At 73.4% G+C, this 26,534-nt stretch carries 24 protein-coding genes and 2 tRNA genes; 10 read left to right on the forward strand and 16 right to left on the reverse strand.

Going from position 1 to position 26,534, the window contains the following annotated elements:
* Positions 1-31 precede the first annotated feature (31 nt).
* The 5 genes from WDV06_RS27670 to WDV06_RS27690 all read right to left on the reverse strand — a co-directional run bounded on the left by WDV06_RS27670 (position 32) and on the right by WDV06_RS27690 (position 4,674).
* The gene (locus WDV06_RS27670; protein ID WP_395512517.1) at positions 32-1,480 is read right to left on the reverse strand and encodes a DEAD/DEAH box helicase; all 1,449 of its coding nucleotides are present in this window, start codon (positions 1,478-1,480) and stop codon (positions 32-34) included.
* Positions 1,481-1,582: 102 nt separating this feature from the next.
* Positions 1,583-1,786: a cold-shock protein gene (locus tag WDV06_RS27675; RefSeq protein WP_362146252.1), complete on the reverse strand. Its 204-nt coding sequence runs from the start codon at positions 1,784-1,786 to the stop codon at positions 1,583-1,585.
* A 223-nt stretch (positions 1,787-2,009) separates the two neighbouring features.
* The gene (locus tag WDV06_RS27680) at positions 2,010-3,167 is read right to left on the reverse strand and encodes an acetyl-CoA C-acetyltransferase (RefSeq protein ID WP_395512518.1); all 1,158 of its coding nucleotides are present in this window, start codon (positions 3,165-3,167) and stop codon (positions 2,010-2,012) included.
* A gap of 29 nt (positions 3,168-3,196) precedes the next feature.
* Positions 3,197-3,847, reverse strand: a complete 651-nt coding sequence (locus WDV06_RS27685; RefSeq protein WP_395512519.1) for a TetR/AcrR family transcriptional regulator — start codon at positions 3,845-3,847, stop codon at positions 3,197-3,199.
* 20 nt (positions 3,848-3,867) lie between these two features.
* Positions 3,868-4,674: an SDR family oxidoreductase gene (locus tag WDV06_RS27690; protein ID WP_395512520.1), complete on the reverse strand. Its 807-nt coding sequence runs from the start codon at positions 4,672-4,674 to the stop codon at positions 3,868-3,870.
* A gap of 63 nt (positions 4,675-4,737) precedes the next feature.
* Here WDV06_RS27690 and WDV06_RS27695 point away from each other — a divergent pair, with 63 nt between their 5' ends.
* Positions 4,738-5,883, forward strand: coding sequence for an acyl-CoA dehydrogenase family protein (locus WDV06_RS27695; RefSeq protein ID WP_395512521.1), 1,146 nt, complete (start codon positions 4,738-4,740; stop codon positions 5,881-5,883).
* Positions 5,883-6,926 (forward strand): acyl-CoA dehydrogenase family protein, encoded by a 1,044-nt coding sequence (locus WDV06_RS27700; protein ID WP_395512522.1) that lies wholly within the window; start codon positions 5,883-5,885, stop codon positions 6,924-6,926. The genes WDV06_RS27695 and WDV06_RS27700 overlap by 1 nt, the downstream gene beginning before the upstream one ends.
* Here the strand turns inward: WDV06_RS27700 and WDV06_RS27705 are convergent.
* The 3 genes from WDV06_RS27705 to WDV06_RS27715 form a co-directional block, all read right to left on the reverse strand.
* Positions 6,893-7,618: a class I SAM-dependent methyltransferase gene (locus WDV06_RS27705; protein ID WP_395512523.1), complete on the reverse strand. Its 726-nt coding sequence runs from the start codon at positions 7,616-7,618 to the stop codon at positions 6,893-6,895. The two genes, WDV06_RS27700 and WDV06_RS27705, sit on opposite strands and share 34 nt — an antisense overlap.
* A 92-nt stretch (positions 7,619-7,710) precedes the next feature.
* The gene (locus WDV06_RS27710; protein ID WP_395512524.1) at positions 7,711-8,067 is read right to left on the reverse strand and encodes a hypothetical protein; all 357 of its coding nucleotides are present in this window, start codon (positions 8,065-8,067) and stop codon (positions 7,711-7,713) included.
* Between the two features lie 43 nt (positions 8,068-8,110).
* Positions 8,111-8,458, reverse strand: a complete 348-nt coding sequence (locus WDV06_RS27715) for a hypothetical protein (protein WP_395512525.1) — start codon at positions 8,456-8,458, stop codon at positions 8,111-8,113.
* 66 nt (positions 8,459-8,524) lie between these two features.
* Here WDV06_RS27715 and WDV06_RS27720 point away from each other — a divergent pair.
* Positions 8,525-8,599 (forward strand) — tRNA-Ala (locus WDV06_RS27720).
* Between the two features lie 29 nt (positions 8,600-8,628).
* Positions 8,629-8,702: transfer RNA gene (locus tag WDV06_RS27725), tRNA-Ser, on the forward strand.
* Here the strand turns inward: WDV06_RS27725 and WDV06_RS27730 are convergent.
* Positions 8,665-9,636 (reverse strand): alpha/beta hydrolase, encoded by a 972-nt coding sequence (locus WDV06_RS27730; protein WP_395512537.1) that lies wholly within the window; start codon positions 9,634-9,636, stop codon positions 8,665-8,667. The two genes, WDV06_RS27725 and WDV06_RS27730, sit on opposite strands and share 38 nt — an antisense overlap.
* Positions 9,633-10,361, reverse strand: a complete 729-nt coding sequence (locus WDV06_RS27735; RefSeq protein ID WP_395512526.1) for an SDR family NAD(P)-dependent oxidoreductase — start codon at positions 10,359-10,361, stop codon at positions 9,633-9,635. The genes WDV06_RS27730 and WDV06_RS27735 overlap by 4 nt, the downstream gene beginning before the upstream one ends.
* Before the next feature lie 86 nt (positions 10,362-10,447).
* Between WDV06_RS27735 and WDV06_RS27740 the strand changes: the two genes are divergently transcribed.
* From WDV06_RS27740 to WDV06_RS27750, 3 genes are read left to right on the forward strand one after another with little or no spacing between them, the layout of a single operon-like run.
* Complete coding sequence (locus WDV06_RS27740) at positions 10,448-11,074, forward strand: PadR family transcriptional regulator (protein ID WP_395512538.1); 627 nt, start codon at positions 10,448-10,450, stop codon at positions 11,072-11,074.
* A complete protein-coding gene (locus tag WDV06_RS27745; RefSeq protein ID WP_395512527.1) occupies positions 11,071-11,802 on the forward strand; it encodes a VWA domain-containing protein in 732 nt (243 codons plus the stop codon). The genes WDV06_RS27740 and WDV06_RS27745 overlap by 4 nt, the downstream gene beginning before the upstream one ends.
* Before the next feature lie 36 nt (positions 11,803-11,838).
* A complete protein-coding gene (locus tag WDV06_RS27750; RefSeq protein WP_395512528.1) occupies positions 11,839-12,348 on the forward strand; it encodes a pyridoxamine 5'-phosphate oxidase family protein in 510 nt (169 codons plus the stop codon).
* 105 nt (positions 12,349-12,453) lie between these two features.
* Here WDV06_RS27750 and WDV06_RS27755 read toward each other — a convergent pair whose 3' ends face one another.
* Entirely contained in the window at positions 12,454-13,155 is a 702-nt protein-coding gene (locus WDV06_RS27755; RefSeq protein WP_395512529.1) for a hypothetical protein, read from the reverse strand.
* Positions 13,156-13,293: 138 nt separating this feature from the next.
* On the opposite strand from WDV06_RS27755, the gene WDV06_RS27760 reads away from it, so the two are divergent.
* Together WDV06_RS27760 and WDV06_RS27765 are read left to right on the forward strand one after the other, a co-directional pair.
* Positions 13,294-16,341: an AAA family ATPase gene (locus tag WDV06_RS27760; RefSeq protein ID WP_395512530.1), complete on the forward strand. Its 3,048-nt coding sequence runs from the start codon at positions 13,294-13,296 to the stop codon at positions 16,339-16,341.
* A 76-nt stretch (positions 16,342-16,417) separates the two neighbouring features.
* Positions 16,418-16,828 carry a hypothetical protein gene (locus WDV06_RS27765; RefSeq protein WP_395512531.1) on the forward strand — a complete coding sequence of 137 codons (411 nt, stop codon included), beginning with the start codon at positions 16,418-16,420 and terminating at the stop codon, positions 16,826-16,828.
* A 25-nt stretch (positions 16,829-16,853) separates the two neighbouring features.
* Here the strand turns inward: WDV06_RS27765 and WDV06_RS27770 are convergent, their stop codons facing one another.
* From WDV06_RS27770 to WDV06_RS27790, 5 genes are all read right to left on the reverse strand, one after another.
* Positions 16,854-17,057 (reverse strand): DUF397 domain-containing protein, encoded by a 204-nt coding sequence (locus WDV06_RS27770; RefSeq protein ID WP_395512532.1) that lies wholly within the window; start codon positions 17,055-17,057, stop codon positions 16,854-16,856.
* A complete protein-coding gene (locus WDV06_RS27775; RefSeq protein ID WP_395512533.1) occupies positions 17,042-17,878 on the reverse strand; it encodes a helix-turn-helix domain-containing protein in 837 nt (278 codons plus the stop codon). The genes WDV06_RS27770 and WDV06_RS27775 overlap by 16 nt, the downstream gene beginning before the upstream one ends.
* A gap of 208 nt (positions 17,879-18,086) precedes the next feature.
* On the reverse strand, positions 18,087-19,547 hold the full coding sequence (locus WDV06_RS27780; RefSeq protein ID WP_395512534.1) for a glutamate synthase subunit beta: 1,461 nt from the start codon (positions 19,545-19,547) through the stop codon (positions 18,087-18,089).
* Positions 19,540-24,078 (reverse strand): glutamate synthase large subunit, encoded by a 4,539-nt coding sequence (gltB, locus tag WDV06_RS27785; protein ID WP_395512539.1) that lies wholly within the window; start codon positions 24,076-24,078, stop codon positions 19,540-19,542. Before gltB ends, WDV06_RS27780 begins: the two co-directional genes overlap by 8 nt.
* A gap of 400 nt (positions 24,079-24,478) precedes the next feature.
* A complete protein-coding gene (locus WDV06_RS27790; protein WP_395512535.1) occupies positions 24,479-25,210 on the reverse strand; it encodes a VIT1/CCC1 transporter family protein in 732 nt (243 codons plus the stop codon).
* A gap of 269 nt (positions 25,211-25,479) precedes the next feature.
* Between WDV06_RS27790 and WDV06_RS27795 the strand changes: the two genes are divergently transcribed.
* A partial coding sequence (locus tag WDV06_RS27795) for an ADP-ribosylglycohydrolase family protein (RefSeq protein WP_395512536.1) occupies positions 25,480-26,534 on the forward strand: 1,055 nt, incomplete at its 3' end.

The following is a 26,534-nucleotide window of genomic DNA, read 5'->3' on the forward strand; positions in this document are numbered from 1 at the left end:
CCATAACGGGGTCGGGGGGTTGGGTTTTTTTTTAAAAGACCCGGCGGGGGCGCGGGCGCGGCCCGCCGGGGGGGGGCCGCGGGGAGCCGGAGCCGGAGCCGCTGCGCGCCTTGGGCTGCGCGGGCGGCTGCGGGACCTCCAGGACGACGGGGACGCCGGAGGGCTCGCGGGCGCCGGTCAGCTGGGCGAGTTCCGCGTCGGAGGACTTGATCTGGGCGGTGCGCGGGGAGATCCCGGCGTCCGACATCAGGCGGGTCATGTCCCGCTTCTGGTCGGGCAGGACCAGGGTGACCACGCTGCCGGACTCGCCGGCGCGGGCGGTGCGGCCGCCGCGGTGGAGGTAGTCCTTGTGGTCGGTGGGCGGGTCGACGTTGACGACCAGGTCGAGGTCGTCGATGTGGATGCCGCGCGCGGCCACGTTGGTGGCGATCAGCGCGGTGACCTCACCGGTCTTGAACCAGTCCAGGGTGCGGTTGCGCTGCGGCTGGGAGCGTCCGCCGTGCAGGCCGGAGGCGCGCACGCCCTCGGCGAGGAGCTTCTTGACCATGCGGTCGACGCCGCGCTTGGTGTCGACGAACATGATGACCCGGCCGTCGCGTGCGGCTATGCGCGTGGCCACGGCCTTCTTGTCGGTCTCGTCCATGACGTACAGGACGTGGTGCTCCATGGTGGTGACCGCGCCGGCCGACGGGTCGACGGAGTGGCCGACCGGGTCAGTCAGGAACATCTTGACGAGCTTGTCGACGTTCTTGTCGAGGGTCGCCGAGAACAGCATGGTCTGGCCGCCGGGCTCGACCTGCTTGAGCAGGGCGGTGACCTGCGGCATGAAGCCCATGTCGGTCATCTGGTCGGCCTCGTCGAGGACGGTGATCGAGACCTGCGAGAGGTCGGCGTCACCGCGGTCGATGAGGTCCTTGAGGCGGCCGGGGGTGGCGACGAGCACCTCGGCGCCGCGGCGCAGGGCGCCGGCCTGCCGGTTGATGGACATGCCGCCGACGACGGTCGCGACGCGCAGGTTGACGGCCGTGGCGTACGGGGTCAGGGCGTCGGTGACCTGCTGCGCGAGCTCGCGGGTCGGTACGAGGACCAGCGCGAGCGGCGCCTTGGGCTGGGCGCGGCGGCCGGAGGTGCGGGCGAGCAGGGCCAGGCCGAAGGCGAGGGTCTTGCCGGAGCCGGTGCGGCCGCGGCCGAGGAGGTCGCGGCCGGCGAGGGAGTTCGGGAGGGTGGCGGCCTGGATGGGGAAGGGCTCGGTGACGCCCTGGGCGGCGAGGGTCTTCAGCAGCGCCTCGGGCATGTCCATGTCCTCAAACGCGGCCACCGGCGGGAGGGCCGGGGTCTGCGGTTCGGGCATGGTGAATTCCTGGGGCCGGGCCACGGGTGCGGGCTTCTGCCGTCCCGCACCAGCCTTCGGACGTCCCTGGGCCGCACCTCGGCCCCGGCTGGGGCGGCGGCCGGGTCGTGCGGAGCTGGAGCTGGTCATGCGGAAAAGCCCTCCTGAAACCGGCTGGTCAGAGAAATGGTCGAAACAGCAGACAAGCCGGGGCCCGCACCTCGCGGCGCGGACCCCGGCATGCTGAGGAACTTAGGCGGGAACGATGTTCTCCGCCTGGGGGCCCTTCTGGCCCTGCGTCACGTCGAAGGACACGCGCTGGCCCTCCTGGAGCTCACGGAAGCCCTGCATGGCGATGTTCGAGTAGTGGGCGAAGACGTCCGGGCCGCCGCCGTCCTGCTCGATGAAGCCGAAGCCCTTTTCCGAGTTGAACCACTTCACGGTGCCAAGTGCCATTTGAATCTCCTGAATAGGCGGCAAGGGCCCCATCCGGGAGGATCCGGCAAAAACAATAAAAGCGCCTGCGGAGCAATCCCGTCAGGCGCACATAAAGTTCATGGGTACCACAACTGCAACGCCCCCACGCTAGCACACGTCGGCCGGAATCCGCTGCCGGCGGTGCGCGGGCGTCGGCGCGACGGGTGTCCCCGATGCCGCCGACGCCCCGCGTCCGCCCGGGTCAGAGGCGTTCGATGATGGTGACGTTGGCCTGGCCGCCGCCCTCGCACATGGTCTGGAGGCCGTAGCGGCCGCCGGTGCGCTCCAGCTCGTGCAGGAGGGTGGTCATCAGCCTCACGCCGGTCGCCCCCAGGGGGTGGCCGAGGGCGATGGCGCCGCCGTTGACGTTCACCCGGGCCGGGTCGGCGCCCGTCTCCTTCAGCCAGGCCAGCACGACCGGGGCGAAGGCTTCGTTGATCTCGACGAGGTCGACGGCGTCCAGGGTCAGGCCCGTCTTCTTCAGGGCGTGCGCGGTGGCCGGGATCGGGGCCGACAGCATGCGGATCGGGTCCTCGCCGCGCACCGACAGGTGGTGGACGCGGGCGCGGGGCGTGAGGCCGTGTTCCGCGACCGCCCGTTCGGAGGCGATCAGCATCGCCGCGGCGCCGTCGGAGACCTGGGAGGAGACCGCGGCCGTGATGGTGCCGCCCTCGACGACGGGCTTGAGGCGCGCCATCTTCTCCAGGCCGGTGTCGCGCCGCGGCCCCTCGTCCACCGTGACGTCCCCGTACGGGACGGTCTCGCGGTCGAAGCGGCCCTCGTCGATCGCCCGGACGGCCCGCCGGTGGGAGGTGAGGGCGAACTCCTCCATGTCCCGCCGCGAGATCCCCCACTTCTCGGCGATGAGCTGCGCGCCGTGGAACTGGTTGACGGGGGCGTCGCCGTACCGGGCGCGCCAGCCCGCCGAGCCCGCGTAGGGGCCCTCGGTGAGGCCGAGGGGCTCGGCCGCCTGCCGGGAGGCGAAGGCGATGGGGATCATCGACATGTTCTGGGTTCCGCCCGCGACGACCAGGTCCTGGGTGCCGGAGAGGACGCCCTGGGCGGCGAAGTGCACGGCCTGCTGGGAGGAGCCGCACTGCCGGTCGACGGTGACGCCGGGGACCTCCTCGGGCAGCCCGGCGGCCAGCCAGGCGGTCCGGGCGATGTCCCCGGCCTGCGGGCCCACCGTGTCGAGGCAGCCGAACACCACGTCCTCCACGGCCGCCGGGTCCACGCCGGTGCGCTCGACGAGCGCCTTGAGGACGTGGGCGCCCAGGTCCGCGGGGTGGACCTGGGACAGGCCGCCGCCGCGCCGGCCCACGGGGGTGCGTACGGCGTCGACTATGTAGGCCTCGGGCATCGGTGGCTCCTCTGCTGGCGTTCAGGCGTTCACGGGCGTACGGCGATCCCGTCGAGCACCATCGACAGGTACTGGCGGGCGATCTCCTCGGGGCTGTGCTGTCCGCCCGGCCGGTACCAGGACGCCGCGACCCACACCGTGTCGCGCACGAAGCGGTAGGTGAGGCGGATGTCGAGGTCGGCGCGGAAGACCCGGGCGGCGACCCCCCGCTCCAGCGTCCCCAGCCACGCCTTCTCGAACTTCACCTGCGAGTCGGAGAGGTAGTGGAAGCGGGGCTGCGCGGAGAGGGTGCGGGCCTCCTTCTGGTAGATCGCGACGGCGGCGCGGTGCCGGTCGATCTCCCGGAAGGACTCGGTGACGAGGGCCTCGATGGTCTCCCGGGGGCCGAGTCCGGCGGCGAGGACGGTGTCGTACCCGTCCCACAGCTCGTTCAGGAAGGCCGAGAGGATCTCGTCGAGCATCGATTCCTTGGAATCGAAGTGGTAGTAGAGGCTGCCGGCGAGCATCCCGGCGGCGTCGGCGATCTTGCGGACGGTGGTGGCGTTGTAGCCCTGGGCGGCGAAGACCTCGGCGGCGGTGTCCAGGAGCTCCCGGCGCCGCTCCGGCGACGGGGTCACCTGCGGCTTCTTCTTCGCGCCGGGCTCGGCGGTCTGCTTGGCGGTCGGCTTGTTCGTTGGCACGGGCCCATTCTGGTCCGGGCCTAGGGGTGCTGGCTGCTGACCGAGACGGTCTCGCCCGTCATGTAGGACGAGTAGCCGCTGGCGAGGAAGACGATGACGTTGGCGACCTCCCACGGCTCGGCGTGGCGGCCGAAGGCCTCGCGGGCGGTGAGTTCGGCCAGCAGCTCCTCGCTGGTGACCTTCACCAGGTGTGGGTGCATGGCCAGGCTCGGGGCGACCGCGTTGACCCGTACTCCGAACTCCGCGGCCTCCAGCGCGGCACAGCGGGTCAGGGCCATCACCCCGGCCTTGGCGGCGGCGTAGTGGGCCTGGCCGGTCTGGGCGCGCCAGCCGATGACGGAGGCGTTGTTGACGATGACGCCGCCCCGGCCGGATTCCTTCAGGGCGCGCAGGGCGGCGCGGGTACAGCGGAAGGTGCCGTTCAGTGTGACGTCGAGGACGCGGTTCCACTGCTCGTCGGTCATGTCGACGAGGGTGGCGGTGCCGCCGAGCCCGGCGTTGTTGACGACGACGTCGAGGCCGCCGTGGAGCCGTCGGGCGTATGCGAAGAGGGCCCTGACCTGGTCCTCGTCGGTGACGTCGCAGGGCAGCGAGGCCACCCGGTCCGCGCCGAACTCGGCGGCGAGGGCGGTCTCGGTCTCCTTGAGGCGGCGGGCGTGGGCGTCGCCGATCAGGACGGCGGCCCCTTCCTCCAGGAAGCGGCGGGCGGTGGCGCCGCCGATCCCGGCCCCGGCCGCGGCCGTGATGACGGCGGTGCGGCCGCGCAGCAGGCCGTGGGCGGGGACGTACGGGGGCGCCTCGTTGCGGGACTCCTCGACGCTGCTCATGGCCGTACGTTAACCTACCAAACACTTGTTAGGGAAGGTGTGTGTGAAGGAGGCGGACGGCTGATGGACCTCGACCACTCCCCCGAGGTGGCGGCCTTCCGGGCCGAGGCCCGGGCCTGGCTGCACGAGCACGTGCCGGACGCCCCCCTGCACTCGCTGGAGACGGAGGAGGGCTTCGCGGCGCACCGGGAGTGGGAGGCCGAGCTGCACTCCGGCCGCTGGTCCGCGGTGTCCTGGCCCGAGGAGTACGGGGGCCGCGGCGCGGACCTCGAACGGTGGCTGGTCTTCGAGGAGGAGTACTGGGCGGCGGGCGCGCCCGGCCGGGTCGCGCAGAACGGCATCAGCCTGCTGGCGCCGACCCTCTTCGACCACGCCACGCCCGGGCAGCGGGCGCGGGTGCTGCCGTCCATGGCGAGCGGCGAGGTGATCTGGGCCCAGGCCTGGTCGGAGCCGGAGTCGGGCTCGGACCTGGCCTCGCTGCGGTCGCGGGCGGTGCGCACGGACGGCGGCTGGCTGCTGTCGGGGCAGAAGACCTGGTCCTCGCGGGCCGCCTTCGCCGACCGGGCCTTCGGGATCTTCCGCAGCGACCCGGACGCCGCGAAACCCCACCACGGGCTGACGTACCTGATGTTCGACCTGCGCGCGCCGGGCGTGACGGTCCGCCCCATCGGCCGCCTCGACGGCAAGCCCGCCTTCGCGGAGCTCTTCCTGGACCGGGTGTTCGTTCCCGACGAGGACGTGATCGGGGAGCCGGGGCAGGGCTGGCGGATCGCGATGTCGACCACCGGCAACGAGCGGGGGCTGACCCTGCGGTCCCCGGGCCGGTTCCTGGCCGCCGCCGGCCGGCTGGCCGCCCTGTGGCAGGAGCGGGGTGACCCGGCGGACACGGCGCTGCGCGACCGGGTCGCGGACGCGGTGGTGGGGGCGCGCGCCTACGAGCTGTTCACCTGGGCCGGAGCCACCCGCTTCGCGGCGGGCGGGGAGGTCGGCGCCGAGTCCAGTCTGAACAAGGTGTTCTGGTCCCAGTACGACATCGCCCTGCACGAGACGGCCCTGGACCTGCTGGGCCCGGACGCGGAGCTGGCGGACGGGCCGTGGGCCGAGCCGTGGGTGTTCTCGCTGGCCGGTCCGATCTACGCGGGGACGAACGAGATCCAGCGCGACATCATCGCCGAGCGGCTGCTCGGCCTTCCGAAGGGCCGCCGCTGATGCGCTTCCAGCCGACCGGTGAACAGTCCGACTTCGCCCGTGTGCTGCGCTCCCTGCTGGCTGCGGCGGAGGTCCCGGCGACCGCGAGGGCCTGGGCGGCCGGCGACCGCGGGCCCGGGCTGGCGCTGTGGTCCCGGCTCGCGGACACGGGCCTGTGCGCGCTGGCCGCGCCCGAGGCGTACGAGGGGCTGGGGCCGCTGCCGGTGGAGCTGGCGCTGGGCTTCGTGGAGCTGGGGCGGGCGGGGATGGCGGGGCCGGTGGTGGAGACGGCCGCGGCGGTGGTGCTGCTGGCGGAGCTGGCCCGGCTCGGGGAGGAGGCACCGGCGAAACGGTTCCTTCCCGGTCTCCTCAGGGGAGACGCCCTGGCCACGCTGACCCTGCCGGGCGGTTCCCCGTACGCCCTGGACGCGGACGCGGCGGAGTGGTGCTTCACCGTGACGGTGCCGGGGGGCGGTGCGGGGGCGGCCCCCGGGGAACTGCGGCTGGCGGCGGGGTGGGAGGGGCGGCTGGCCTCCCTTGACCCCGCGCGCGGGCTCGGCGTTCCGGCGGCGGGCGGGGAGCTGCTGGCGGCGGGTCCGGCGGTGGCGGCCGCCGCCGGGACGGCCGCGCGGTGGGCCCGGCTGCTGACGTCCGCCCAGTGCCTCGGGGTGGGCGAGGCCCTGCTGGCACGCACGGTGGAGTACGTGAAGCAGCGCACCCAGTTCGGCGCGCCGGTCGGGAGCTTCCAGGCGGTCAAGCACCGGCTGGCGGACACCCTGCTGGACCTGGAGTTCGCCCGGCCGCTGCTGTGGGCGGCGGCGCTGTCCCTGTCGGACGGGGACGTCGCCGCCGCGAAGCTGACCGCGGGCGAGGCGGCGTACGCGGCCGCCCGCACCGCCCTCCAGCTGCACGGCGCGGTCGGCTACACCGAGGAGCTGGACCTGTCCCTGTGGCTGCGCAAGGCCCGGCCGCTGCGCGACGCGTGGGGCGGCCCGTCGGAGTGCCGGGCGGAGGTGGTCCGCGGCCTGCCTCAGACGACGGCCACCCGCAGGGTGACCACGTAGGACTCCTCGACCGTCCCGTCGGGGAAGAGCTCCAGCAGGCGCTCGCGCTCGGCCCCGGTGAACTCCCGGGTGCGGGGCTCCCCGAGGAGGAGGAAGGCGGAGTGGCTGGAGAGGTTGGCGAGGTGCGCGTCCAGCGGGATCCGGCGCGACCAGCGGACCTCGCGGGTGGTCAGGGCGAGCTCCTCCGGGTCCTGCCGCGGCTGGAGGCCCGCCGGGACGCCGAAGAGCCCGGCGATCCGTTCGTCCTGGCCGGCGATCCAGGGGACGGAGTGGTCGAGGTCGTTCCACCAGAGCGCCAGGGCCCCGCCGGGGCGCAGCACGCGACGGGCCTCGGGAACGGAGCGGGCCGGGTCGGTCCAGTGCCAGGCCTGGGCGTAGGTCAGGAAGTCGAGGGAGCCGGAGGCCAGGGGCAGGCGGTCGCCGTCCCCGCGCACGATCGGGATCCCGGGGTGCGCGCGGCGGAACTCGGCGGCCATGCCGTCGCCGGGCTCCACGGCGAGCACCCGCGCCCCCCGCGCGTGGAGCAGGGCGCTGGCGATACCGGTCCCGGCGCCCGCGTCGGCGACCCGGGCTCCGCGCAGCGGCATCCCGGCGAGCTCCTCGACGGCGTCGAACAACGCGTCGGGGTATCCGGGGCGGGAGGCGTGGTAGAGGGCGGCGGCGGCATCGAAGGACCTGGCGCGAGTCGTCATGCCGCCATTCTCGTTACCACGGGCCGCCCTTGACGACCCTGTGGCCGGACCGCGGCCGGGACCCCCGCGGCGCGCGCGGGTGGGCGGCCCGCTCAGCGGAACTCGCGTACCACCTCGATGCGTCCGACGATGTGCGCGTTGAACTCCGCCAGTTCCTCCGCGGGGACCCACAGCTCCAGGATCGTCTCGCCGCCGGCCCGCTGCACCGGATACCGCTCCAGGAAGGCCGAGTCCACCTCGAAGCGGGTCACGAAGCCCGCCCCGTCGTGCTTGACGTTCCAGTCGCGGGCGATCCGGATCGCGTAGTCCTCGTTCAGCACCGGGTAGAAGATCGGCTGCTCCGGCAGCCGGGGCGGCCAGGCGCGCCAGTCGAGGGCGCGGACCAGGTCGAGCTCGACGGGGCCGGTGGGGCGCCACAGGGTGGTGGTGGGCTGCGCGGTGCTGGACATGCGGGCCACCCTAGGCGGGACGGGGCGGCTCGGCCGCCGATTTTCACCGGCGGCGGCCGCGCCGGCGCACCGGGCGGCGCCCGCGCCGGCCGCGCAGCGAGAGCCGTAGCAGTGCCCCTGTCTGGAGCAGCAGCAGCACCACGAGCCCCGCCGGGGCCGCCGGCCCGTGGCCCTCCCAGGCCGACGCCCCCAGCCGGGCCACCCCCACCGCGGTGACCGCGACGAGGAACCGGGCCCCCAACTCCGCCTCGGTGCCGTGCGGCACGGCCGAGCCGGCCACGAACACCGCCAGCAGCACGGGGATCCACGGGGTCCCGGGATCGCGCAGCAGCGCGGCGGCCCCGCACTCCACGGCGAGGAGCAGGAAGGCGCGCAGGAGAAATCCAGGCATGGACACATCATGCCGGGGATCTTCCGGCGCACACCCGGCCCGGCCCGACTGAGATCGAACACAAGGGCGGGGTCGTAGCACAGAGGCAGTGCGCCTACCCAGCATGGAGGAGGACGCCGGTTCGAATCCGGCCGCCCCGCCCCCTCCTGCCCTAGGATCGTCCGCAAGGACGGGGCCGTAGCACAGAGGTCGTTGCGCCTCCCTGCTCAGGAGGAGGACGCCGGTTCGAATCCGGCCGCCCCGTTCCCCTTCCCATGCCCCCGCCCCCGCTCATCCGTGGCGGCCAGCCACGCCGCCGCTCCCGCACGGGCCGCCGCGGCGGCCGGCAGCGGCAGGCCGAGGAAGCCGTGGAACACCCCCGGATGGAGCCGGACCTCGCAGTCCACCCCCGCCGCGCCCAGCCGGCGCGCGTACGCCAGCCCCTCGTCCCGCAGCGGGTCGCAGTCGGCGAGGACGATCAGCGTGCGCGGCAGCCCGGACAGGTCCGGCGCCCGCAGCGGCGAGACGTGCGGGTGGGCGGGGTCGCCGCCGTACTGGTCCCAGTACCAGGCCATGTGGGCGGCGGTGTGGAAGTACCCGCGCCCGTACGCCGCGACCGACTCGGAGCCCATCGCGGCGTCCAGCGGCGGGTACACCAGCAGCTGCCCGGCGACCAGCTCCGGCGCCCGCAGCGCGGTGACGGCCGCCAGGTTGCCCCCGCTGGAGTCCCCGGCCACCACCACCCGCCCGGCGTCGCAGCCCAGCCGCGGCGCCCCCGCCCGCGCCCACAGCAGCACCGCCAGGGCGTCGTCGGCCGCCGCCGGCCAGGGGTGCTCCGGAGCCAGCCGGTAGCCGGCCGAGACGACCACCGCCCCCGAGGCGGCGGCCAGCTCCCGGCACAGGGCGTCGTGCGTGTCGATCCCGCACATCACCCAGCCGCCGCCGTGGAGGTACACGACGAGGACCCGCCCCCGCTCCCCCGGCGCCGGGTCGTAGACCCGCACCGGCACCCCCGAGGCCACGGCGTCCCGTACCGAGGCCACCTCCGGCCCCCGCACCCCCGGCCGCTCCGACCCGGCCGCCACCACCGCCCGCAGGGCCGCAACGTCCCCGGGCCCCGGAAACCCCGCCGCCATGGCCTCGCACAGCCGCCGCGCGTCCGGCGCCAGCCGGTCCCCCTTCCCCCGGTCCCCGCTCATCGCGCCGTCATCCCCCCGTCGACCACGAACTCCGCGCCCGTCACGTACGAGGAGGCCTCCGAGCACAGGAACAGCACCAGCTCCCCCACCTCCCCCGGGCGCCCCATCCGCCGCAACGGCACGTGCGACCAGTCCCGCCCCTCGACCGCCCCCGCCACCATCGGCGTGTCGATGGCGCCCGGATGCACCGAGTTGACCCGTATCCCGTCCCCCGCGAGGTCCAGCGCCGCCGAGCGGGTCAGCCCGCGCAGGCCGAACTTCGTGGACCCGTACGCCGCGTGGCCCGGGATGCCGACCAGACCGGCGGTGGAGGAGACGTTGACGATCGAGCCGCCCCCGCCCGCCCGCAGCACCGGGGCCACCGCCCGGATACCGAGGAACGGCCCCAGCAGGTTGACCCGCAGCAGTTCCTCGAACCCCTCGGCGCTCTGCTCCTCGACGTGCGCGGTGCGCCACAGCGCGGCGTTGTTGACCAGCGCCGACACCGTCCCGAAGGCGGCCACCGCCGCCCGCACCACCCCCGCCCAGCTGCCCGCGTCGGCGACGTCGTGCCGTACGAACAGCCCCCGGCCGGCCAGTTCCGCGGCGACCGCCCGGCCCTCCTCCTCCCGGAGGTCCGTGACGACGACCCGCGCCCCGGCCCGCGCGCACAGCCGCGCCTCCTCGGCTCCCTGGCCGCGTGCGGCGCCGGTGACGACGACGACCTTCCCCTCCAGCGAGATCACGCCTCCCCTCCCAGGTATGCCTAATAGAAATACTTCTAGCAGTCACGTCCACAAGGGGGAAGGGCGCCTCCGGGACCGGTCGTAGACTGCGCTGCGTGTCAGACGAGACGGCAGAAGAGACCCCGGGCGGCGCGGCCCGGCGCACACTCCCCGCGACCAGTTGGGCGGTGCTCGGACTGCTCTCCTTCGGCGAGGAACTCTCCGGCTACGACCTGAAGAAGTGGTCGGACTGGTCGCTGCGCTTCTTCTACTGGAGCCCCTCCTTCAGCCAGATCTACAGCGAGCTCAAACGGCTGGAGAAGGCCGGTTACGCCTCCTCCCGGATGGTCGCCCAGGACACCGGCACCCGCGACAAGCGGGTCTACCGGATCACCGGCGCGGGCATGGACGCCGCCCGGCGCTGGGCGCGCGAGGCGCCCGTCGACCCGCCGGTGCTCAAGCACGGGCCGATGCTGCGGTTGTGGCTGGGCCATCTGCTGGAGCCGGAGCAGATGCGCGAACTCCTTCTGCGCCAGCAGGAGTTCGCCGAGGACATGCGGCGCGGCGCGGAGGCGGACGCGCGGGCCGCGCAGGAGGGTGCGGCCTGGGCGTACCCCGCCCTCACCCTCAGGTGGGCCGAGCGGTACTACGCCTCGGAGCGCGACCTGGCGGCGGCCATGCTGGAGGACATCGAGGCCCTCAACGCCCGCCCGGGGACGGACACGGCCCCGTGACCGGCGCCAGCGCGATCAGCCTCCGTTCGGTGGAGGAGGCCGCCCCGGCCCTGGTCAGCCTCTACAAGAGCGCCGGCGTCTCGCTCCGCAAGCACGGCCTGGACGGCGGGCGTGCCGCCGTCTATCTGGTCCTGGACTACTCCGGCTCCATGCGCCCGTACTACGGCGACGGCACCGTACAGGCCTTCGCGGACCGGGTCCTGGGCCTCTCCGCGCACCTCGACTCCGACGGACGCGTACCGGTCGTCTTCTTCTCCACCGACGTCGACGCCGTCGAGGAGGTCTCCCTCACCGGGCACGAGGGCCGCGTCACGGAGATCGCCGCCGGCCTCGGCCACATGGGCAGGACCGCCTACCACCTGGCGATGGACGCGGTGATCGACCACTACCTGGACTCGGGATCCGCCGATCCGGCGCTGGTCGTCTTCCAGACGGACGGCGGCCCGGTGAACAAGCTCGCGGCGGAACGGTACCTGTGCAAGGCGGCGCGCCTGCCCCTGTTCTGGCAGTTCGTCGGCTTCGGCAACACGCGCAGCAGCCAGTTCGACTTCCTGCGCCGCCTGGACGAGCTCCCCGTGCCGCAGAAGCGGGTGGTGGACAACGCGGGCTACTTCCACGCGGGCGAAGACCCGCTGGCCGTGCCGGACGCCGTACTGTACGACCGCCTCGTCGCCGAGTTCCCGTCCTGGCTGGCGGCGGCACGCCGGGCGGGCATCGTGCGCGCCTGACCGGCCGCCGGAGGCGGGGCGCGCTTTGATGGACGCATGACGACGAACAACTGGGCAGCGTTCGAGAAGGCGGAACCGGAGTTCGCGGCGGCGGTACGGGACCGCTTCGCACAGTTCCCGCACCACGTCCTGGCCACCCTGCGCAAGGACGGCTCGCCCCGGGTGAGCGGGCTCACCGTGGAATTCCGCGGCGGCGAGCTGTGGCTGGGCATGATGGCGGGCTCGATGAAGGCCCGCGACCTCCAGCACGACCCGCGCTTCGCCCTGCACACCAACCCCGGCCCCGACGACTCCATGCCCGACGGGGACGCCCGGATCTCGGGCCGCGCGGTGGAGATCGTGGATCCCCCCGAACTCCACCGCTACGCGGAGGAGAAGGACACCCCGCACCCCTTCCACCTCTTCCACGCCGACCTGACCGAGGTGGTCCACACCGCCGTCGACGGCGAGGAGCTGGTCGTCCGCAGCTGGACCCCGGCGCGCGGACTGCACGTCCTGCGCCGGGGCAACGACGACGAGCCCGCCCGCGAGGTCCCCGTCGCCTGACCCCTGGACCCGGCCGGGCGACGGGTCCGCGCACGGGACCGGGCGGGCGGTGCGCACCCCCACGGTGCACCGCCCCGCCCGGCCGGCCGGGTCCCGTCCGGCGGCTCAGCAGTCCCGAGCACCCGGCGGGGGCTTGAAGACGGCGTCCAGGACGCCGTCGCGGTCCACGTCGACCAGTACCCAGTCCAGCGTGGAGTCCTTGCCCGGCAGCCGCAGGCTGTGCGGGAGGTCGCTCTCGACGAGGTCCCGCCCCACGTAGGAGACGGACAGGACGCCGCCGCAGCCCGAGGGCGCCGGCGGCAGGCTGCCGTCGACCCTCCCGTCCGACGGACCCACGGAGACGGTCGTCGTACGGATCGGGGCGTAGGTGAACGCGTAGCCGGCCGAGTCGGCCGAGCGGGTCATGTCCACCCGGAAGAAACCGAGCTTCACCGGGACGGGCTCGCAGGGCGGCTGGGTCTTCACCAGCCGCAGGTACAACCCGTCGTCCACCAGGAACAGGGCACGGGAGTCGGTGCGGTCACTGCTCTTGAGCCCCTTGAGGTAGTCGGTCAGGGCGGGGGCGTCCAGGCCCTTGGTCGAGGTGCACGGGAGGGACGGGGCGGGGTCGGCCGAGGGGATGACGCCCGACGGAGCCGAGGAGGAAGCGGAAGGAGAAGGGGAAGGGGAAGGGGAAGGGGACGCGGGGGCTTTGGAGCGTGCCGCTCCGGTCCCGAGGTCCGCCCCCGGTCCCGCGCCCGAGCAGGCCGAGAGGACGAGGGCGGAGAGGGACAGGCACACGGTGACGGGCAGGCGTGAGCGACGCATCGGAACTCCCAACGGGCAGGACCGGAACCACTTCGATGCTGACAGCCGGGCCGCGCGGGCGGCATCCGTAGAACCGCCTACGCCGCCCCTACGTATCCCGGGCGCCGAATCCGGGTACCGGTCCCCCGGGGAGGCGCCATGGTGGACAGGGCTCCGCTGGTCGGCCGGGGGGCCGAACTCGACCGGCTGGACGCGGTGATCGGGGCGGTGGTCGGGGCGCCGCAGGGCGACGCGCCGGGCGTCATCGACCTCACGGGCCCGGCGGGCATGGGCAAGAGCCGGCTGCTCACGGAGGTGTGCCGACGGGCCCGGGCCCGCGGCCTGACCGTGCTGCGCGGCCGGGCCACGGAGTACGAACGGCACATCCCCTTCAGCCTGTTCACGGACGCCTTCGCCGACCTGGACCCGGAGGCGATCGGCGGACGGGGCGCCGACCCGGCGGTGGCCCCGGTCCTGTACGGGGCACCGGGCCCCACCCCGGGCCCGGACGGCAGGCCCACCCCGGACGGCGGCCCCGCCCCGGAGACGAAGCCGGTCCCGGACGGCGAACCCACCCCCGACGGACGCCCCGCCCCCGACGGACGCCCGGGCCCGCGCGGCGGGCCCGGGCAACACGCCGGGCCGGGTCAGGACGCCGGGACCGGCGCCGGCGCCGGGGCGGATGCGCTCGGCGGGACGGAGGTGCCGGTGGACCGGTTCGCCGTGCACCGGGCGGCGGCGCGACTGCTCACGGCCCTCGCCCGGGGCCCGGGCGACGGCGGACGGCGGGGGCTGCTCCTCGCTCTCGACGACCTGCACTGGGCCGACCCGGCCTCCCTGGAGCTCCTCGACCACCTCGTGCGCCACCCGCCGCGCGGGCCCGTGCTCCTCGTCGTGGCCCGCCGGGACCGGCAGACCTCCGCCTCCCTCGCCGCCGCGCTCACCCGGGGCGTCGACACCGGAGCCGTACAGCGGCTGGACCTCGGCCCGCTCGCCGAGCAGACGTGCGTGGAGCAGCTGGCGCCGGGGCTGCCGCCCGCCCGTGCGGGCCGGCTGTACGCCGCGAGCGGGGGCAACCCGCTCTACTTCCTCACCCTGCTCCAGGGCCAGGCCGCCGGCCCGGCCGTCCCCGCGGGCGGGCTCACCGCGCTGCTCCTGGACGAACTGACCCCGCTGACCACCGCCGAGCGCCGTACCGCCGAGGCGGTGGCGGTGCTCGGCGACCAGGCGACCGCGCCGGTGCTCGCGCAGACGGCGGAGGTGTCCGGACACGGTCTGCTCGACGCCCACCTCGCCGCCCTGGCCGGCCGGGACCTGCTGCGCCCCGGCCCCGGCGGGAGCTGGTCGCTGCGGCACCCGGTGCTGCGGACGGTGGTGTACGAGAACACCGAGCCCCGGCGGCGTACGGGCCTGCACCGGCGGGCGGCCGCCGCGCTGGCCGCCGCGGGCGCCGCGGCCGCCGTACGGGCCCACCACGTGGAGCGGGCGCTCACCGGCTGGGACCCCGGGGCGGCGGACGCCCTGCTGGAGGCGGCGGGGCAGGCCGAGACCACCGCCCCGGCGAGCTGCGCGCACTGGCTGGGGGTGGTGCTGGGGATCCTGCCGGACACGCCGGAGCACCTCGCCCGGCGCCACGCCCTGCAACTGCGGCGGGCCCGGGCCCTGGGCGCGTGCGGCGAGCTGCGGGCCAGCCGGGACCTCCTCATGTCCCTCATCGCCCAGGTGGACGGCACCGACCCGGACGACGGGCTGCGCGCGGCGGCCGTGACCCTGTGCGCCTCGATGGAGCGCCACCTCGGCCGGTACGGGGAGGCGGTGGCGCTGCTGCGCCGTGAGCTGGCCCGCCGGCCCGCCCCCCGCCCGGCCGACGCCCTGGCACTGGGGCTGGAGCTGGGCTCGTGCGCCCCGCACGTCCTGTCGTACACGGCGGTACGGGAGGACGTGCTGCGGACGTATGGGCTGGCCCTGCGGCTGCGCAACGAGCCGGCCGCGGCGGGGGCGCTGACGACGGCCGCGCTCGGGGAGACGTACGCGGGCCTCGCCCCGGCGACGGCCCGCCGGCTCGCCGACCGGGCCGCCGTACGGGTCGACGCGCTGGCGGACCGGGAACTCGCCGACCTGTGCGAACCGTTGGCCCGCCTGGCCTGGACGGAATTCTACCTGGACCGCTTCCCGGAGGCGGAGCGGCACGCGGACCGGGGGCTGGCGCTCGCCCGCCGGGTGGGCCCGCCCCATCTGCTGCCGCACCTGCTGGTGTGCAAGGCGGTCGTCCACATGAACACCTGCCGGCTGGAGTCGGCGGTGGAGCTGTCCGAGGAGGCCGAGAACATCGCGCGCGGCATCGGCAGCGACGAGCTCCTCGGCCTGGTGCTGGGCAACAAGGCCCAGGTGCTGATCCCGTCCCTGCCGCCGGGCGACCCGGCCCCGCTGGCCCTGGCCGAGGAGGCGGTCGCACTGTCCGGGGTGCGCAGCAGCTGGTGGGCCTCGCTGGGGTGGTGCGTGCTGAGTTACGCGGCCCTGTACGCGGGGGACCACCAGCGGGCCCGGTCCGCGATGCTGCGGGCGGGCCGCGGGCCGGAGCTGACGGGCCTCCAGCCGTCGATGCGCCCGCTGTTCCTGGAGGCCCTGGTCAACGCGGCCGTCGCGGCGGGGGACCTCCAGGAGGCGGAGTCCTGGGCGGCCCGGGCGGCCGAGGACGCCGCCCGCCTGGGCCTTCCCGCCCAGCGGGCGTCGGCCCTGCGCAGCGCGGCGGCGGTACGGGCCGCGCGGGACGAACCGTCGGAGGCGACGGACCTCTACGTCCGGGCGGCGGCGGAGGCGGCCCGGGCCGGGGCGACGCTCTGGGAGTCCCAGGCCCTCCTGATGGCGGCCCCCCTCGCCGCCCGGGCGGGAGGCTCCCGCAGGGCGTCGACGCTGTGGCACCGGGGCCGCCGCCTGGCGGAAGCGGGCGGCGCCCGCCTGCTGACGGGCCTGGCGGACCTCTTCCCCCCGGCTCCCGCCCATCCTCCGCTCCCCCACCTCACGCCCCGGGAGCGCGAGATCGCGGCGCTGGTGACGGAGGGCCTGACCACCCCGGCGATCGCGGCCCGCCTCTACCTGAGCCCCCGCACGGTGGACACCCACCTGTCCCACATCTTCCGCAAAACGGGTGTCACCACCCGCGCCGCCCTGGCCGCGCTCACCGCCCGTTCCGCACCGGCTCCTTGAGCGGGGAGCCGTCGCGTTGTCAGTGCCGGCCCCTACCGTGGAACGGTCGACTCACCGACATCCGAGGGGGAAGAAGATGGCACGCAAGGCGTTCACGGTCGCGGCGGTCACGGCGGTCCTCGCGCTGGGTACGGGCGCGGGACAGGCATCGGCGGCGGAGGAACTGATCGGCTACCCGGGGCCCGACGGGGTGATCTGGGTGCCGGAGGTCACCGGCTCCAGCGGCTTCGTCTCGGGCGGCCTCTCCCCGTCGTTGGACACCTACACCACCTTCGCCTGCGAGGGCGGCGGCAGCATGGTGGTGTCCTTCACCCTCGACGAACACCCGGACCGCAACCCGGCCCCCTTCACCCTGGACTGCCCCGCGGACGCCCCGGCCCGCATCACGATCCCCCTGGGCACCGGCCTCCACGGCGGCTTCGGCGCCGTCGTCACCACCTCGACCCCCACCCTCCGCTGGGCCGCGGTGGTCGTCCAGCCGGAGTAGCCGACCCAGCAGCCGCAGTACGGGGTCAGGCCCGGCGGCTCTTGACGTCCCGGATGAACGAAGCCCAGGCGGCCCCGGCGAAGACGACCACGGGGCCGCCACCGGCCTGCTTGCTGTCGCGGACGGGGACCAGGCCGGAGACGTCGTCGGAGACCTCGACGCAACTGTTGCTCTCCGAGTTGCTGTACGAGGACTTCCTCCAGGACAGGCCGTTCACGTCTGCGCGCATTTCGCGTATTCCTCCGCCACCGACTCGATAAAGGTCAGGGACACTTCCGGCGACAGCGCAGCGGCCCTGGCCAGATCGTAGAGTTTCCAGTGGCGGCGTACCAGGGCCGGATAGTCGAGCAACTGCCCCACGCGGGGCCCCTCCGTGTACACCACGTCGGGCGCGTCCACGAACTGCATGATGCTCACCAAAGACCCCAGGGCCCCTTGGGCTCCGGCCGAGAAGGGCACCACCTGGACGGTGATCCGATGGCCTCGGACGCAGGCGGAGATGTGCCGCAACTGCGCGGCCATCACGCCAGGTCCTCCGACCATTGTCCGCAGTACCGCTTCGTGCAGGACGACCCACATTTCGGGGGTCCCCGGATCGTCGAGCAGTCTTGCGCGCTCCAGACGAGACGCGACGAGGCCGTCAACGTACTCGGCAAGCGCGGTGGGATTGCCGCCCCGCATCACGGCCCGGGCGTAGTCCGCAGTCTGGAGCAGCCCGGGAACCAGAGTGGAGGCATATTCGTAGATGGCCGTCGCCAGACGTTCCAGCTCGGCCGCTTCGGCGAAGTAATCCTCGTATTTGGGCTTGAACGCCTTGGACAGGCGGGCGAAGTAGTCCCCCGTGCCGAGCTCCCTGTCGATCGCCTCGGCCAGCTCCGGCCGGAGCCGTCGCGTGCCGCACTCCATCTGCCCGACGTACGACCCGCTCACGAAGATCCGCTCGCCCAGGGCCTCCTGGGTCAGCCCGGCCGCCTCGCGGTGCCGCCGCAGCTCCTCGCGGGCGAACTCCTCCGGGCTCTGCGCGGCGCCCTCGTCCTTCGACTTGGCCATGAGTCGACTCCCCGCTTCCGCAATCCCCTTGCCTGCGACGAGCGTAGCCCCGGCCAACCTGAAGGATCAGCCGAATGCATTCATACGACTACCGAACGCCACCGCGCCCGCCATCCCTGGTCGGGGACATGGCGGGCGCGGTGTCGGATTGCCGTACTCCGTTGTACGGACCGTATGAGGGGTCTCCCCGGGGGGAGGGGTGACGGGGTTACACCATCAGGGAGCGGTCCGTCGGCTTGACCGGGTACGGGAGGGTGCTCGTGCCCGTCAGGTAGCGGTCCACGCCGCGGGCGGCCGAGCGGCCCTCCGCGATGGCCCACACGATCAGGGACTGGCCGCGGCCGGCGTCGCCGGCGACGAAGACGCCGTCGGCGTTGGTGGCGTACGAGGCGTCGCGGGCGATGTTGCCCCGCTCGTCCAGCTCGACGCCGAACTGCTCGACCAGGCCGTTGGACTGGTCGGTGCCGGTGAAGCCCATCGCCAGGGTGACCAGCTGCGCGGGGAGGACGCGCTCGGTGCCGGGCTTCTGGGTGAGCTTGCCGTCGACGAACTCGACCTCGACCAGGTGCAGGGCCTGGACGTTGCCGTCCTCGTCGCCCTCGAAGTGGGTGGTGGAGACGGAGTAGATCCGCTCGCCGCCCTCCTCGTGGGCCGAGGTGACCTTGTACAGCATCGGGAAGGTCGGCCACGGCATGGCCGCCGGGCGGTCCTCCGACGGGCGGGGCATGATCTCCAGCTGGGTGACCGACAGGGCGCCCTGGCGGTGGGCGGTGCCGACGCAGTCCGCGCCGGTGTCGCCGCCGCCGATGACGACCACGTGCTTGCCCTCGGCCGTGATGGGGGGCGCCATGAAGTCGCCCTCCTGGACCTTGTTCGCGAGCGGGAGGTACTCCATCGCGAAGTGGATGCCCTTGAGGTCGCGGCCCGGGACCGGAAGGTCGCGGGAGACGGTGGCGCCCGCCGCGACGACGACCGCGTCGAACCGCTTGCGCAGGTCCGTGGCCGTGACGTCGCGGCCGACCTCGATGCCGGTGCGGAACTTGGTGCCCTCCGCGCGCATCTGCTCGATGCGGCGGTTGATGTGCACCTTCTCCATCTTGAACTCGGGGATGCCGTAGCGCAGCAGGCCGCCGATGCGGTCGGCGCGCTCGTAGACGACCACGGTGTGGCCGGCCCGGGTCAGCTGCTGGGCGGCGGCCAGACCGGCCGGGCCGGAACCGATGACGGCCACGGTCTTGCCGGAGAGGCGCTCGGGGGCCTGCGGGGTGACGTCGCCGTTGTCCCAGGCCTGGTCGATGATCGAGACTTCGACGTTCTTGATCGTGACGGCCGGCTGGTTGATGCCGAGCACGCACGCCGACTCACAGGGAGCGGGGCACAGGCGGCCCGTGAACTCCGGGAAGTTGTTCGTGGCGTGGAGGCGCTCGGCGGCGGCCGACCAGTCCTCGCGGTAGGCGTAGTCGTTCCACTCGGGGATCAGGTTCCCGAGCGGGCAGCCGTTGTGACAGAACGGGATGCCGCAGTCCATGCAGCGGCCGGCCTGCTTGCTGATGATCGGCAGCAGCGAGCCCTTGACGTAGACCTCGTTCCAGTCCTTGACGCGCTCGGCGACGGGACGGGTGCAGGCGGTCTCGCGCGGGGTGGTGAGGAAGCCCTTCGGGTCAGCCATGGGTCGCCGCCTCCATCATCTTCTCGGTGGTCTCGGACTCGGAGAGTCCGGCCAGCTCAGCGGCGTCCTTGGCGGCGAGCACTGCCTTGTACGTGGTCGGGATGATCTTGCTGAAGCGGGCCGCGGCGGCGTCCCAGTCAGCCAGGAGCTTCGCGGCCACGGTCGAGCCGGTCTCCTCCTCGTGGCGGCGCACCACATCGTGCAGCCACTGCTTGTCCGCGTCCGAGGGGGCCTCGACGGCCTCCGCGTTGCCGGAGTTGACCTGCCGGGGGTCGAGGTCGATGACGTACGCGACGCCACCGGACATGCCCGCCGCGAAGTTGCGGCCGGTCTCACCGAGGACGACGGCCGTGCCGCCGGTCATGTACTCGCAGCCGTGGTCGCCCACGCCCTCCGAGACGACCAGGGCGCCGGAGTTGCGGACGCAGAAGCGTTCGCCGGTGCGGCCGCGCAGGAACATCTCCCCGCCGGTGGCCCCGTAGCCGATGGTGTTGCCGGCGATGGTGGAGTACTCGGCGAGGTGGTCGGCGCCACGGTCCGGGCGGACCACGATCCGGCCGCCGGAGAGGCCCTTGCCGACGTAGTCGTTGGCGTCGCCCTCCAGGCGCAGGGTCACGCCCTTGGGGAGGAAGGCGCCGAAGGACTGGCCGGCCGAACCCGTGAAGGTCAGGTCGATGGTGTCGTCGGGCAGACCCGCTCCGCCGAACTTCTTGGTGACGTGGTGGCCGAGCATGGTGCCGACGGTCCGGTTGATGTTGCGGATCGCGACCTGGGCGCGGACCGGCTGGGCCGCCTCGGCGGTCTCGGCGTTCAGCGCGTCGGCGGCGAGCTCGATCAGCTCGTTGTCGAGGGCCTTCTCCAGACCGTGGTCCTGCTCGATCAGGGCGTGGCGGACCGCGCCCTCGGGCAGGGCCGGCACGTGGAAGAGGGGCTCCAGGTCGAGGCCCTGCGCCTTCCAGTGGGTGACGGCCTTGCTGGTGTCGAGGAGCTCGGCGTGGCCGACGGCCTCCTCGATGGTGCGGAAGCCCAGCTCCGCGAGGATCTCGCGGACTTCCTCGGCGATGAACTCGAAGAAGTTCACGACGAACTCGGGCTTGCCGGAGAAGCGGTCGCGCAGGACCGGGTTCTGGGTGGCGACGCCGACCGGGCAGGTGTCCAGGTGGCAGACGCGCATCATGATGCAGCCGGAGACGACGAGCGGCGCGGTCGCGAAACCGAACTCCTCGGCGCCGAGCAGGGCGGCGATCACCACGTCGCGGCCGGTCTTGAGCTGGCCGTCGGTCTGGACGACGATGCGGTCGCGCAGGCCGTTGAGCAGCAGGGTCTGCTGGGTCTCGGCGAGGCCGAGCTCCCAGGGGCCGCCCGCGTGCTTCAGCGAGGTGAGCGGGGAGGCGCCGGTTCCGCCGTCGTGGCCGGAGATCAGGACGACGTCCGCGTGGGCCTTGGAGACACCGGCCGCGACCGTTCCGACGCCGACCTCGGACACGAGCTTCACGTGGATGCGCGCGGCCGGGTTGGCGTTCTTGAGGTCGTGGATCAGCTGGGCCAGGTCCTCGATGGAGTAGATGTCGTGGTGCGGCGGCGGGGAGATCAGGCCGACGCCGGGCGTCGAGTGACGCGTCTTGGCGACCCACGGGTAGACCTTGTGGCCGGGCAGCTGGCCGCCCTCGCCGGGCTTGGCGCCCTGGGCCATCTTGATCTGGATGTCGTCCGCGTTGACCAGGTACTCGCTCGTGACGCCGAAGCGGCCGGAGGCGACCTGCTTGATGGACGAGCGGCGCGCCGGGTCGTACAGGCGCTCCGGGTCCTCGCCGCCCTCACCGGTGTTGGACTTGCCGCCCAGCTGGTTCATGGCGATGGCGAGGGTCTCGTGCGCCTCCTTGGAGATGGAGCCGTACGACATGGCGCCGGTGGAGAAGCGCTTGACGATCTCGGAGACCGGCTCGACCTCGTCGAGGGAGATCGACGGGCGGTCGGACTTGAAGCCGAAGAGGCCGCGGAGCGTCATGAGGCGCTCGGACTGCTCGTTCACCCGGTCCGTGTACTTGCGGAAGATGTCGTACCGGCGGTTGCGGGTGGCGTGCTGGAGGCGGAAGACCGTCTCCGGGTCGAACAGGTGCGGCTCGCCCTCGCGGCGCCACTGGTACTCGCCGCCGATCTCCAGCGCACGGTGCGTGGCCGCGATGCCGGAGACCGGGTACGCCTTGGCGTGGCGGGCGGCCACCTCCTTGGCGATGACGTCCAGGCCGGCGCCGCCGATCTTGGTGGCGGTGCCGCTGAAGTAGGTGTCGACGAACTCCTCGTTCAGGCCGACGGCCTCGAAGACCTGGGCGCCGCGGTAGGAGGCGACGGTGGAGATGCCCATCTTGGACATGACCTTCAGGACGCCCTTGCCGAGGGCGTAGATCAGGTTCTTGATGGCCTTCTCGGGCTCGATGCCCTCGATGAAGGTGCCGGCGCGCAGGAGGTCCTCGACGGACTCCATGGCGAGGTACGGGTTGACGGCCGCGGCGCCGTAGCCGATGAGCAGGGCGACGTGGTGGACCTCGCGGACGTCACCGGCCTCGACCAGCAGGCCCACCTGGGTGCGCTGCTTGGTGGCGATGAGGTGGTGGTGCACGGCGGAGGTGAGCAGCAGGGAGGGGATCGGCGCGTGCTCGGCGTCCGAGTGGCGGTCCGACAGGACGATGAGGCGGGCGCCGGCCGCGATGGCGGCGTCGGCCTCGGCACGGATCTCCTCGATCCGGGCGGCGAGGGCCTCGCCGCCGCCGGAGACCCGGTAGAGGCCGGAGAGCGTGGCGGCCTTCATGCCGGGCATGTCGCCGTCGGCGTTGATGTGGATGAGCTTGGCCAGCTCGTCGTTGTCGATCACCGGGAAGGGCAGGGTGACGCTGCGGCAGGACGCGGCGGTCGGCTCCAGCAGGTTGGACTGCGGGCCGATCGAGGAGAGCAGCGAGGTGACGAGCTCCTCGCGGATGGCGTCCAGCGGCGGGTTGGTGACCTGCGCGAAGAGCTGGGTGAAGTAGTCGAAGAGCAGCCGGGGGCGCTCGGAGAGGGCCGCGATCGGGGAGTCGGTGCCCATGGAGCCGAGCGGCTCGCCGCCGGTGCGGGCCATGGGGGCGAGGATGACGCGCAGCTCTTCCTCGGTGTAGCCGAAGGTCTGCTGGCGGCGGGTGACCGAGGCGTGGGTGTGGACGATGTGCTCGCGCTCGGGCAGGTCCGTCAGCTCGATCTCGCCGGTCTCCAGCCAGTCCGCGTACGGGGCGGCGGAGGCGAGCTCGTCCTTGATCTCGTCGTCCTCGATGATCCGCTTCTGGGCGGTGTCGACGAGGAACATCTTGCCGGGCTGGAGGCGGCCCTTGCGGACGACCTTGGACGGGTCGATGTCGAGGACGCCGACCTCGGAGCCGAGGACGACGAGGCCGTCGTCGGTGACCCAGTAGCGGCCCGGGCGCAGACCGTTGCGGTCGAGGACCGCGCCGACCTGGGTGCCGTCGGTGAAGGTGACGCAGGCGGGGCCGTCCCAGGGCTCCATCATCGTGGAGTGGTACTGGTAGAACGCGCGGCGGGCCGGGTCCATGGAGGTGTGGTTCTCCCACGCCTCCGGGATCATCATCAGCACGCTGTGCGGCAGCGAGCGGCCGCCGAGGTGGAGCAGCTCCAGGACCTCGTCGAAGGAGGCGGAGTCGGAGGCGTCCGGCGTACAGATCGGGAAGATGCGGTCCAGGGCGGCCTCGCCGAAGGCGGAGGTGGCCAGCTGGGACTCGCGGGCCTTCATCCAGTTCCGGTTGCCCTTGACCGTGTTGATCTCGCCGTTGTGCGCGACGAAGCGGTACGGGTGGGCGAGCGGCCAGGACGGGAAGGTGTTCGTCGAGAACCGGGAGTGGACCAGGGCGAGCGCCGAGGCGAAGCGGCGGTCGGAGAGGTCCGGGAAGAAGGGCTCCAGCTGGCCGGTGGTCAGCATGCCCTTGTAGACGATGGTGCGGGCGGAGAGCGACGGGAAGTAGACCCCGGCCTCGCGCTCGGCGCGCTTGCGCAGGACGAACGCCTTGCGGTCCAGCTCGATGCCGGTGCTGCCGTTGCCGACGAACAGCTGCGAGAAGGCGGGCATCGTGGTGCGGGCCCCGTTGCCGAGCAGGTCGGGGGTGACCGGCACCTCGCGCCAGCCGAGGACCGTCAGGTTCTCCTCGGCGGCGATGGCCTCGATGCGCTCCACGGCGACGGCCTGTGCGGAGCCGTCGGCGGGGAGGAAGGCGATGCCGACGGCGTACGCGCCGGCCTCGGGGAGCTCGAATCCGGCGACCTCGCGCAGGAAGGCGTCCGGGACCTGGGACAGGATGCCCGCGCCGTCACCGGAGTCCGGCTCGGAGCCGGTGGCGCCGCGGTGTTCGAGGTTCCGCAGGACGGTCAGGGCCTGCTCGACGAGGGTGTGGGTGGCCTCGCCGGTGAGGTTCGCCACGAATCCGACGCCGCAGGCGTCCTTCTCGTTGCGCGGGTCGTACATGCCCTGCTGGGCGGGGCGACCGTCCATGGGCGACCAGGCGGTGGTGCTGAGGCCGGTCGCGGAGTGCGTGGATGCGGAACGCATCGGCTCTCCCGTCGTCGTCGTGGCAAATGTGCTGGCCGAGGGACGACGTTGGCCCTCTGCGAAAGTTCGTGCAGGCTACATGATGACTGCAATTCCAGGCAGCGGATATTGCGTTTCACTATGCGGACACTGCACGAGGCAGAAAGAAGGGACCTTCAAGGGGTTGCGGGGGGATGAGCGAGCTGGAGAGCTTTCCGCGGCACGACGCGGGATGAAGGTCCCGGCACGAAACGGGCATCTTTGCCCGACGCCCTGGTGTGATGCCCGGCGGGAACGGAAGTGAAACCACCGGATTCAGGACTACTTATGTTGCGTCCCGCATAGTGTCTCACTCCCGGCCCGCTCAGCCTATGGCGCCACCGATCCAGGTTCCCAGGACGTACGTCACACCGGCGGCGGCACCACCCAGGACAAGCTGGCGCATACCGCTGAACCACCACGGCCGGGCCGTCACCCGCGCCACCACGGCACCACAGGCGAAGAGCCCCACGAGCGCCAGCAGCACGGCCGGCCACAGGGCGGTCGCCCCGAGCAGGTAGGGCAGCACGGGCAGCAGCGCGCCCAGCGCGAAGGAACCGAAGGAGGACACCGCGGCGACGAGCGGCGAGGGCAGGTCGTCGGGGTCGATGCCGAGCTCCTCGCGGGCGTGGATCTCCAGCGCCTGCTCCGGGTCGCGGGACAGCTGCATGGCGACCTCGCGGGCGAGGGCGGGCTCGACCCCGCGCGAGACGTAGAGCTCGGCGAGCTCTTCCATCTCGTCGACCGGGTGCTTGCGCAGTTGCTGGCGCTCGACGTCGAGCTCGGCGAGGACCAGCTCGCGCTGCGAGGCGACGGAGGTGTACTCGCCGGCCGCCATCGAGAAGGCGCCGGCGGCGAGACCGGCGAGACCGGTGATGACGATGGTCTGCGGCGCCACCGCACCGCCCGCCACACCGGTCATCAGGGCGAGGTTGGAGACGAGCCCGTCCATGGCGCCGAAGACGGCCGGGCGCAGCCATCCGCCGTTGACGTCGCGGTGGGTGTGGTTGTCGCGGTGGGCGGTGTGCAGCGGCGCTTCGGTGTCGATGATGGACATGCGGCGTATCTCCCCTTTTCGCATGAGTGGGTACGCGAAAGCGACGCGCAGACGTGCCCTCCCCGGGCACTCCCCTGAACACCTCGAAACTACGCACGATTTCCGGCTCCCGCCAGCAAGGAAGGCCGTACTTACCTGGGCTTTCGCGGCTCGGCGACCGGGTGACGGGGATGTTCGGGAGGCGTTTCGCGGCGACCGACAAACCACATGGCGTGGCACAAATCCCCCAGGGGCTCATGATGGGTCCCATCACGTGGGAGAGGCGCGCCATGGAGCTGGTCGCATGCAATCCGCAGGTCCTCCTCGAACGGGCCAGGGGCGCGCTGCTCGGCCTCGCGGTGGGTGACGCGCTGGGCGCCCCGGCGGAGAACATGAAGCCGTCGGAGATCCGGGCGCGGTGGGGCCGTATCGAGGGGTTCGTGTCGGAGGACCCGGCGGGGACGGACGACACGGAGTACGCCATCTTCTCCGGCCTGCTGCTGGCCCGCCACGGCTCGGCGCTGACCGTCGCCCACGTCGAGCGGGCCTGGCACCACTGGATCGCCGACCTTGACGAGGGCCCCTTCCGCGGGGCCGGTTTCTCCGAGCGGGGCACCCTGGAGAACCTGCGGCGGGGCCTGGCCGCGCCCATCTCGGCGCAGCACCGGCACGCGTGGTCGGACGGGCTGGCCATGCGGGCGGCGCCGTTCGGGGTGTTCGCGGCGGGGCGCCCGGCGGAGGCGGCCCGGCTGGTGGCGATCGACGGCACGGTCAGCCACGACGGGGAGGGCATCTACGGCGGCCAGGCCGTCGCCGCGGGGGTCGCCGCCGCGATGGGGGGCGGCTCCCCCGCGTCCGTGGTCTCGGCGGCCCTGTCCGTCATCCCGTCCGACTCCTGGACGGCCCGCTCGCTGCGCCGCGCGGTCACCGCCGCCCCGCGCGGGGAGCGGGCGGTGCGGTCGGCGGTGGTCATCGGCGGCTACCCGTGGACGGACCTGGCCCCGGAGGCGGTGGGCCTGGCGTTCGGGGCGTTCGCCGCCTGCGGGGGCGATTTCGCGTCCTCGGTCCTCACCGCGGTGAACATGGGCCGCGACGCCGACACCACGGCGGCGGTGGCCGGCGCCCTGGCCGGCGCCCTGTCGGGCGCCGCCGCCATCCCGACCGCCTGGTCCTCGGCGATCGGCCCGGTCCGCGGCAGCTGCCTCCCGTCGATGCGCGGCTACCACGTCCTGGACATCGCGGACCTCCTCACCCCGGAGCCGTCCCGATGTCGGGGGGGGGGGGGGGGGGGGGGGGGGGGGGGGGGGGGGGGGGGGGGGGGGGGGGGGGGGGGGGGGGGGGGGGG

Origin of the sequence: Streptomyces racemochromogenes, assembly GCF_044129415.1 — a bacterium.
Lineage (GTDB): Bacteria > Actinomycetota > Actinomycetes > Streptomycetales > Streptomycetaceae > Streptomyces > Streptomyces racemochromogenes_A.

Bases quoted from the DNA above. Each gene is read 5' to 3' on its own strand.
- WDV06_RS27680 (WP_395512518.1), bottom strand. From the start codon at position 3,167: ATGCCCGAGGCCTACATAGTCGACGCCGTACGCACCCCCGTGGGCCGG.
- WDV06_RS27755 (WP_395512529.1), bottom strand. From the start codon at position 13,155: ATGCGTCGCTCACGCCTGCCCGTCACCGTGTGCCTGTCCCTCTCCGCC.
- WDV06_RS27690 (WP_395512520.1), bottom strand. From the start codon at position 4,674: ATGAGCAGCGTCGAGGAGTCCCGCAACGAGGCGCCCCCGTACGTCCCC.
- WDV06_RS27670 (WP_395512517.1), bottom strand. From the start codon at position 1,480: ATGACCAGCTCCAGCTCCGCACGACCCGGCCGCCGCCCCAGCCGGGGC.
- WDV06_RS27715 (WP_395512525.1), bottom strand. From the start codon at position 8,458: ATGCCTGGATTTCTCCTGCGCGCCTTCCTGCTCCTCGCCGTGGAGTGC.
- WDV06_RS27760 (WP_395512530.1), top strand. From the start codon at position 13,294: ATGGTGGACAGGGCTCCGCTGGTCGGCCGGGGGGCCGAACTCGACCGG.
- WDV06_RS27730 (WP_395512537.1), bottom strand. From the start codon at position 9,636: ATGAGCGGGGACCGGGGGAAGGGGGACCGGCTGGCGCCGGACGCGCGG.
- WDV06_RS27710 (WP_395512524.1), bottom strand. From the start codon at position 8,067: ATGTCCAGCACCGCGCAGCCCACCACCACCCTGTGGCGCCCCACCGGC.
- WDV06_RS27775 (WP_395512533.1), bottom strand. From the start codon at position 17,878: ATGGCCAAGTCGAAGGACGAGGGCGCCGCGCAGAGCCCGGAGGAGTTC.
- WDV06_RS27790 (WP_395512535.1), bottom strand. From the start codon at position 25,210: ATGTCCATCATCGACACCGAAGCGCCGCTGCACACCGCCCACCGCGAC.
- WDV06_RS27765 (WP_395512531.1), top strand. From the start codon at position 16,418: ATGGCACGCAAGGCGTTCACGGTCGCGGCGGTCACGGCGGTCCTCGCG.
- gltB (WP_395512539.1), bottom strand. From the start codon at position 24,078: ATGGACGGTCGCCCCGCCCAGCAGGGCATGTACGACCCGCGCAACGAG.
- WDV06_RS27695 (WP_395512521.1), top strand. From the start codon at position 4,738: ATGGACCTCGACCACTCCCCCGAGGTGGCGGCCTTCCGGGCCGAGGCC.
- WDV06_RS27750 (WP_395512528.1), top strand. From the start codon at position 11,839: ATGACGACGAACAACTGGGCAGCGTTCGAGAAGGCGGAACCGGAGTTC.
- WDV06_RS27705 (WP_395512523.1), bottom strand. From the start codon at position 7,618: ATGACGACTCGCGCCAGGTCCTTCGATGCCGCCGCCGCCCTCTACCAC.
- WDV06_RS27780 (WP_395512534.1), bottom strand. From the start codon at position 19,547: ATGGCTGACCCGAAGGGCTTCCTCACCACCCCGCGCGAGACCGCCTGC.
- WDV06_RS27770 (WP_395512532.1), bottom strand. From the start codon at position 17,057: ATGCGCGCAGACGTGAACGGCCTGTCCTGGAGGAAGTCCTCGTACAGC.
- WDV06_RS27700 (WP_395512522.1), top strand. From the start codon at position 5,883: ATGCGCTTCCAGCCGACCGGTGAACAGTCCGACTTCGCCCGTGTGCTG.
- WDV06_RS27675 (WP_362146252.1), bottom strand. From the start codon at position 1,786: ATGGCACTTGGCACCGTGAAGTGGTTCAACTCGGAAAAGGGCTTCGGC.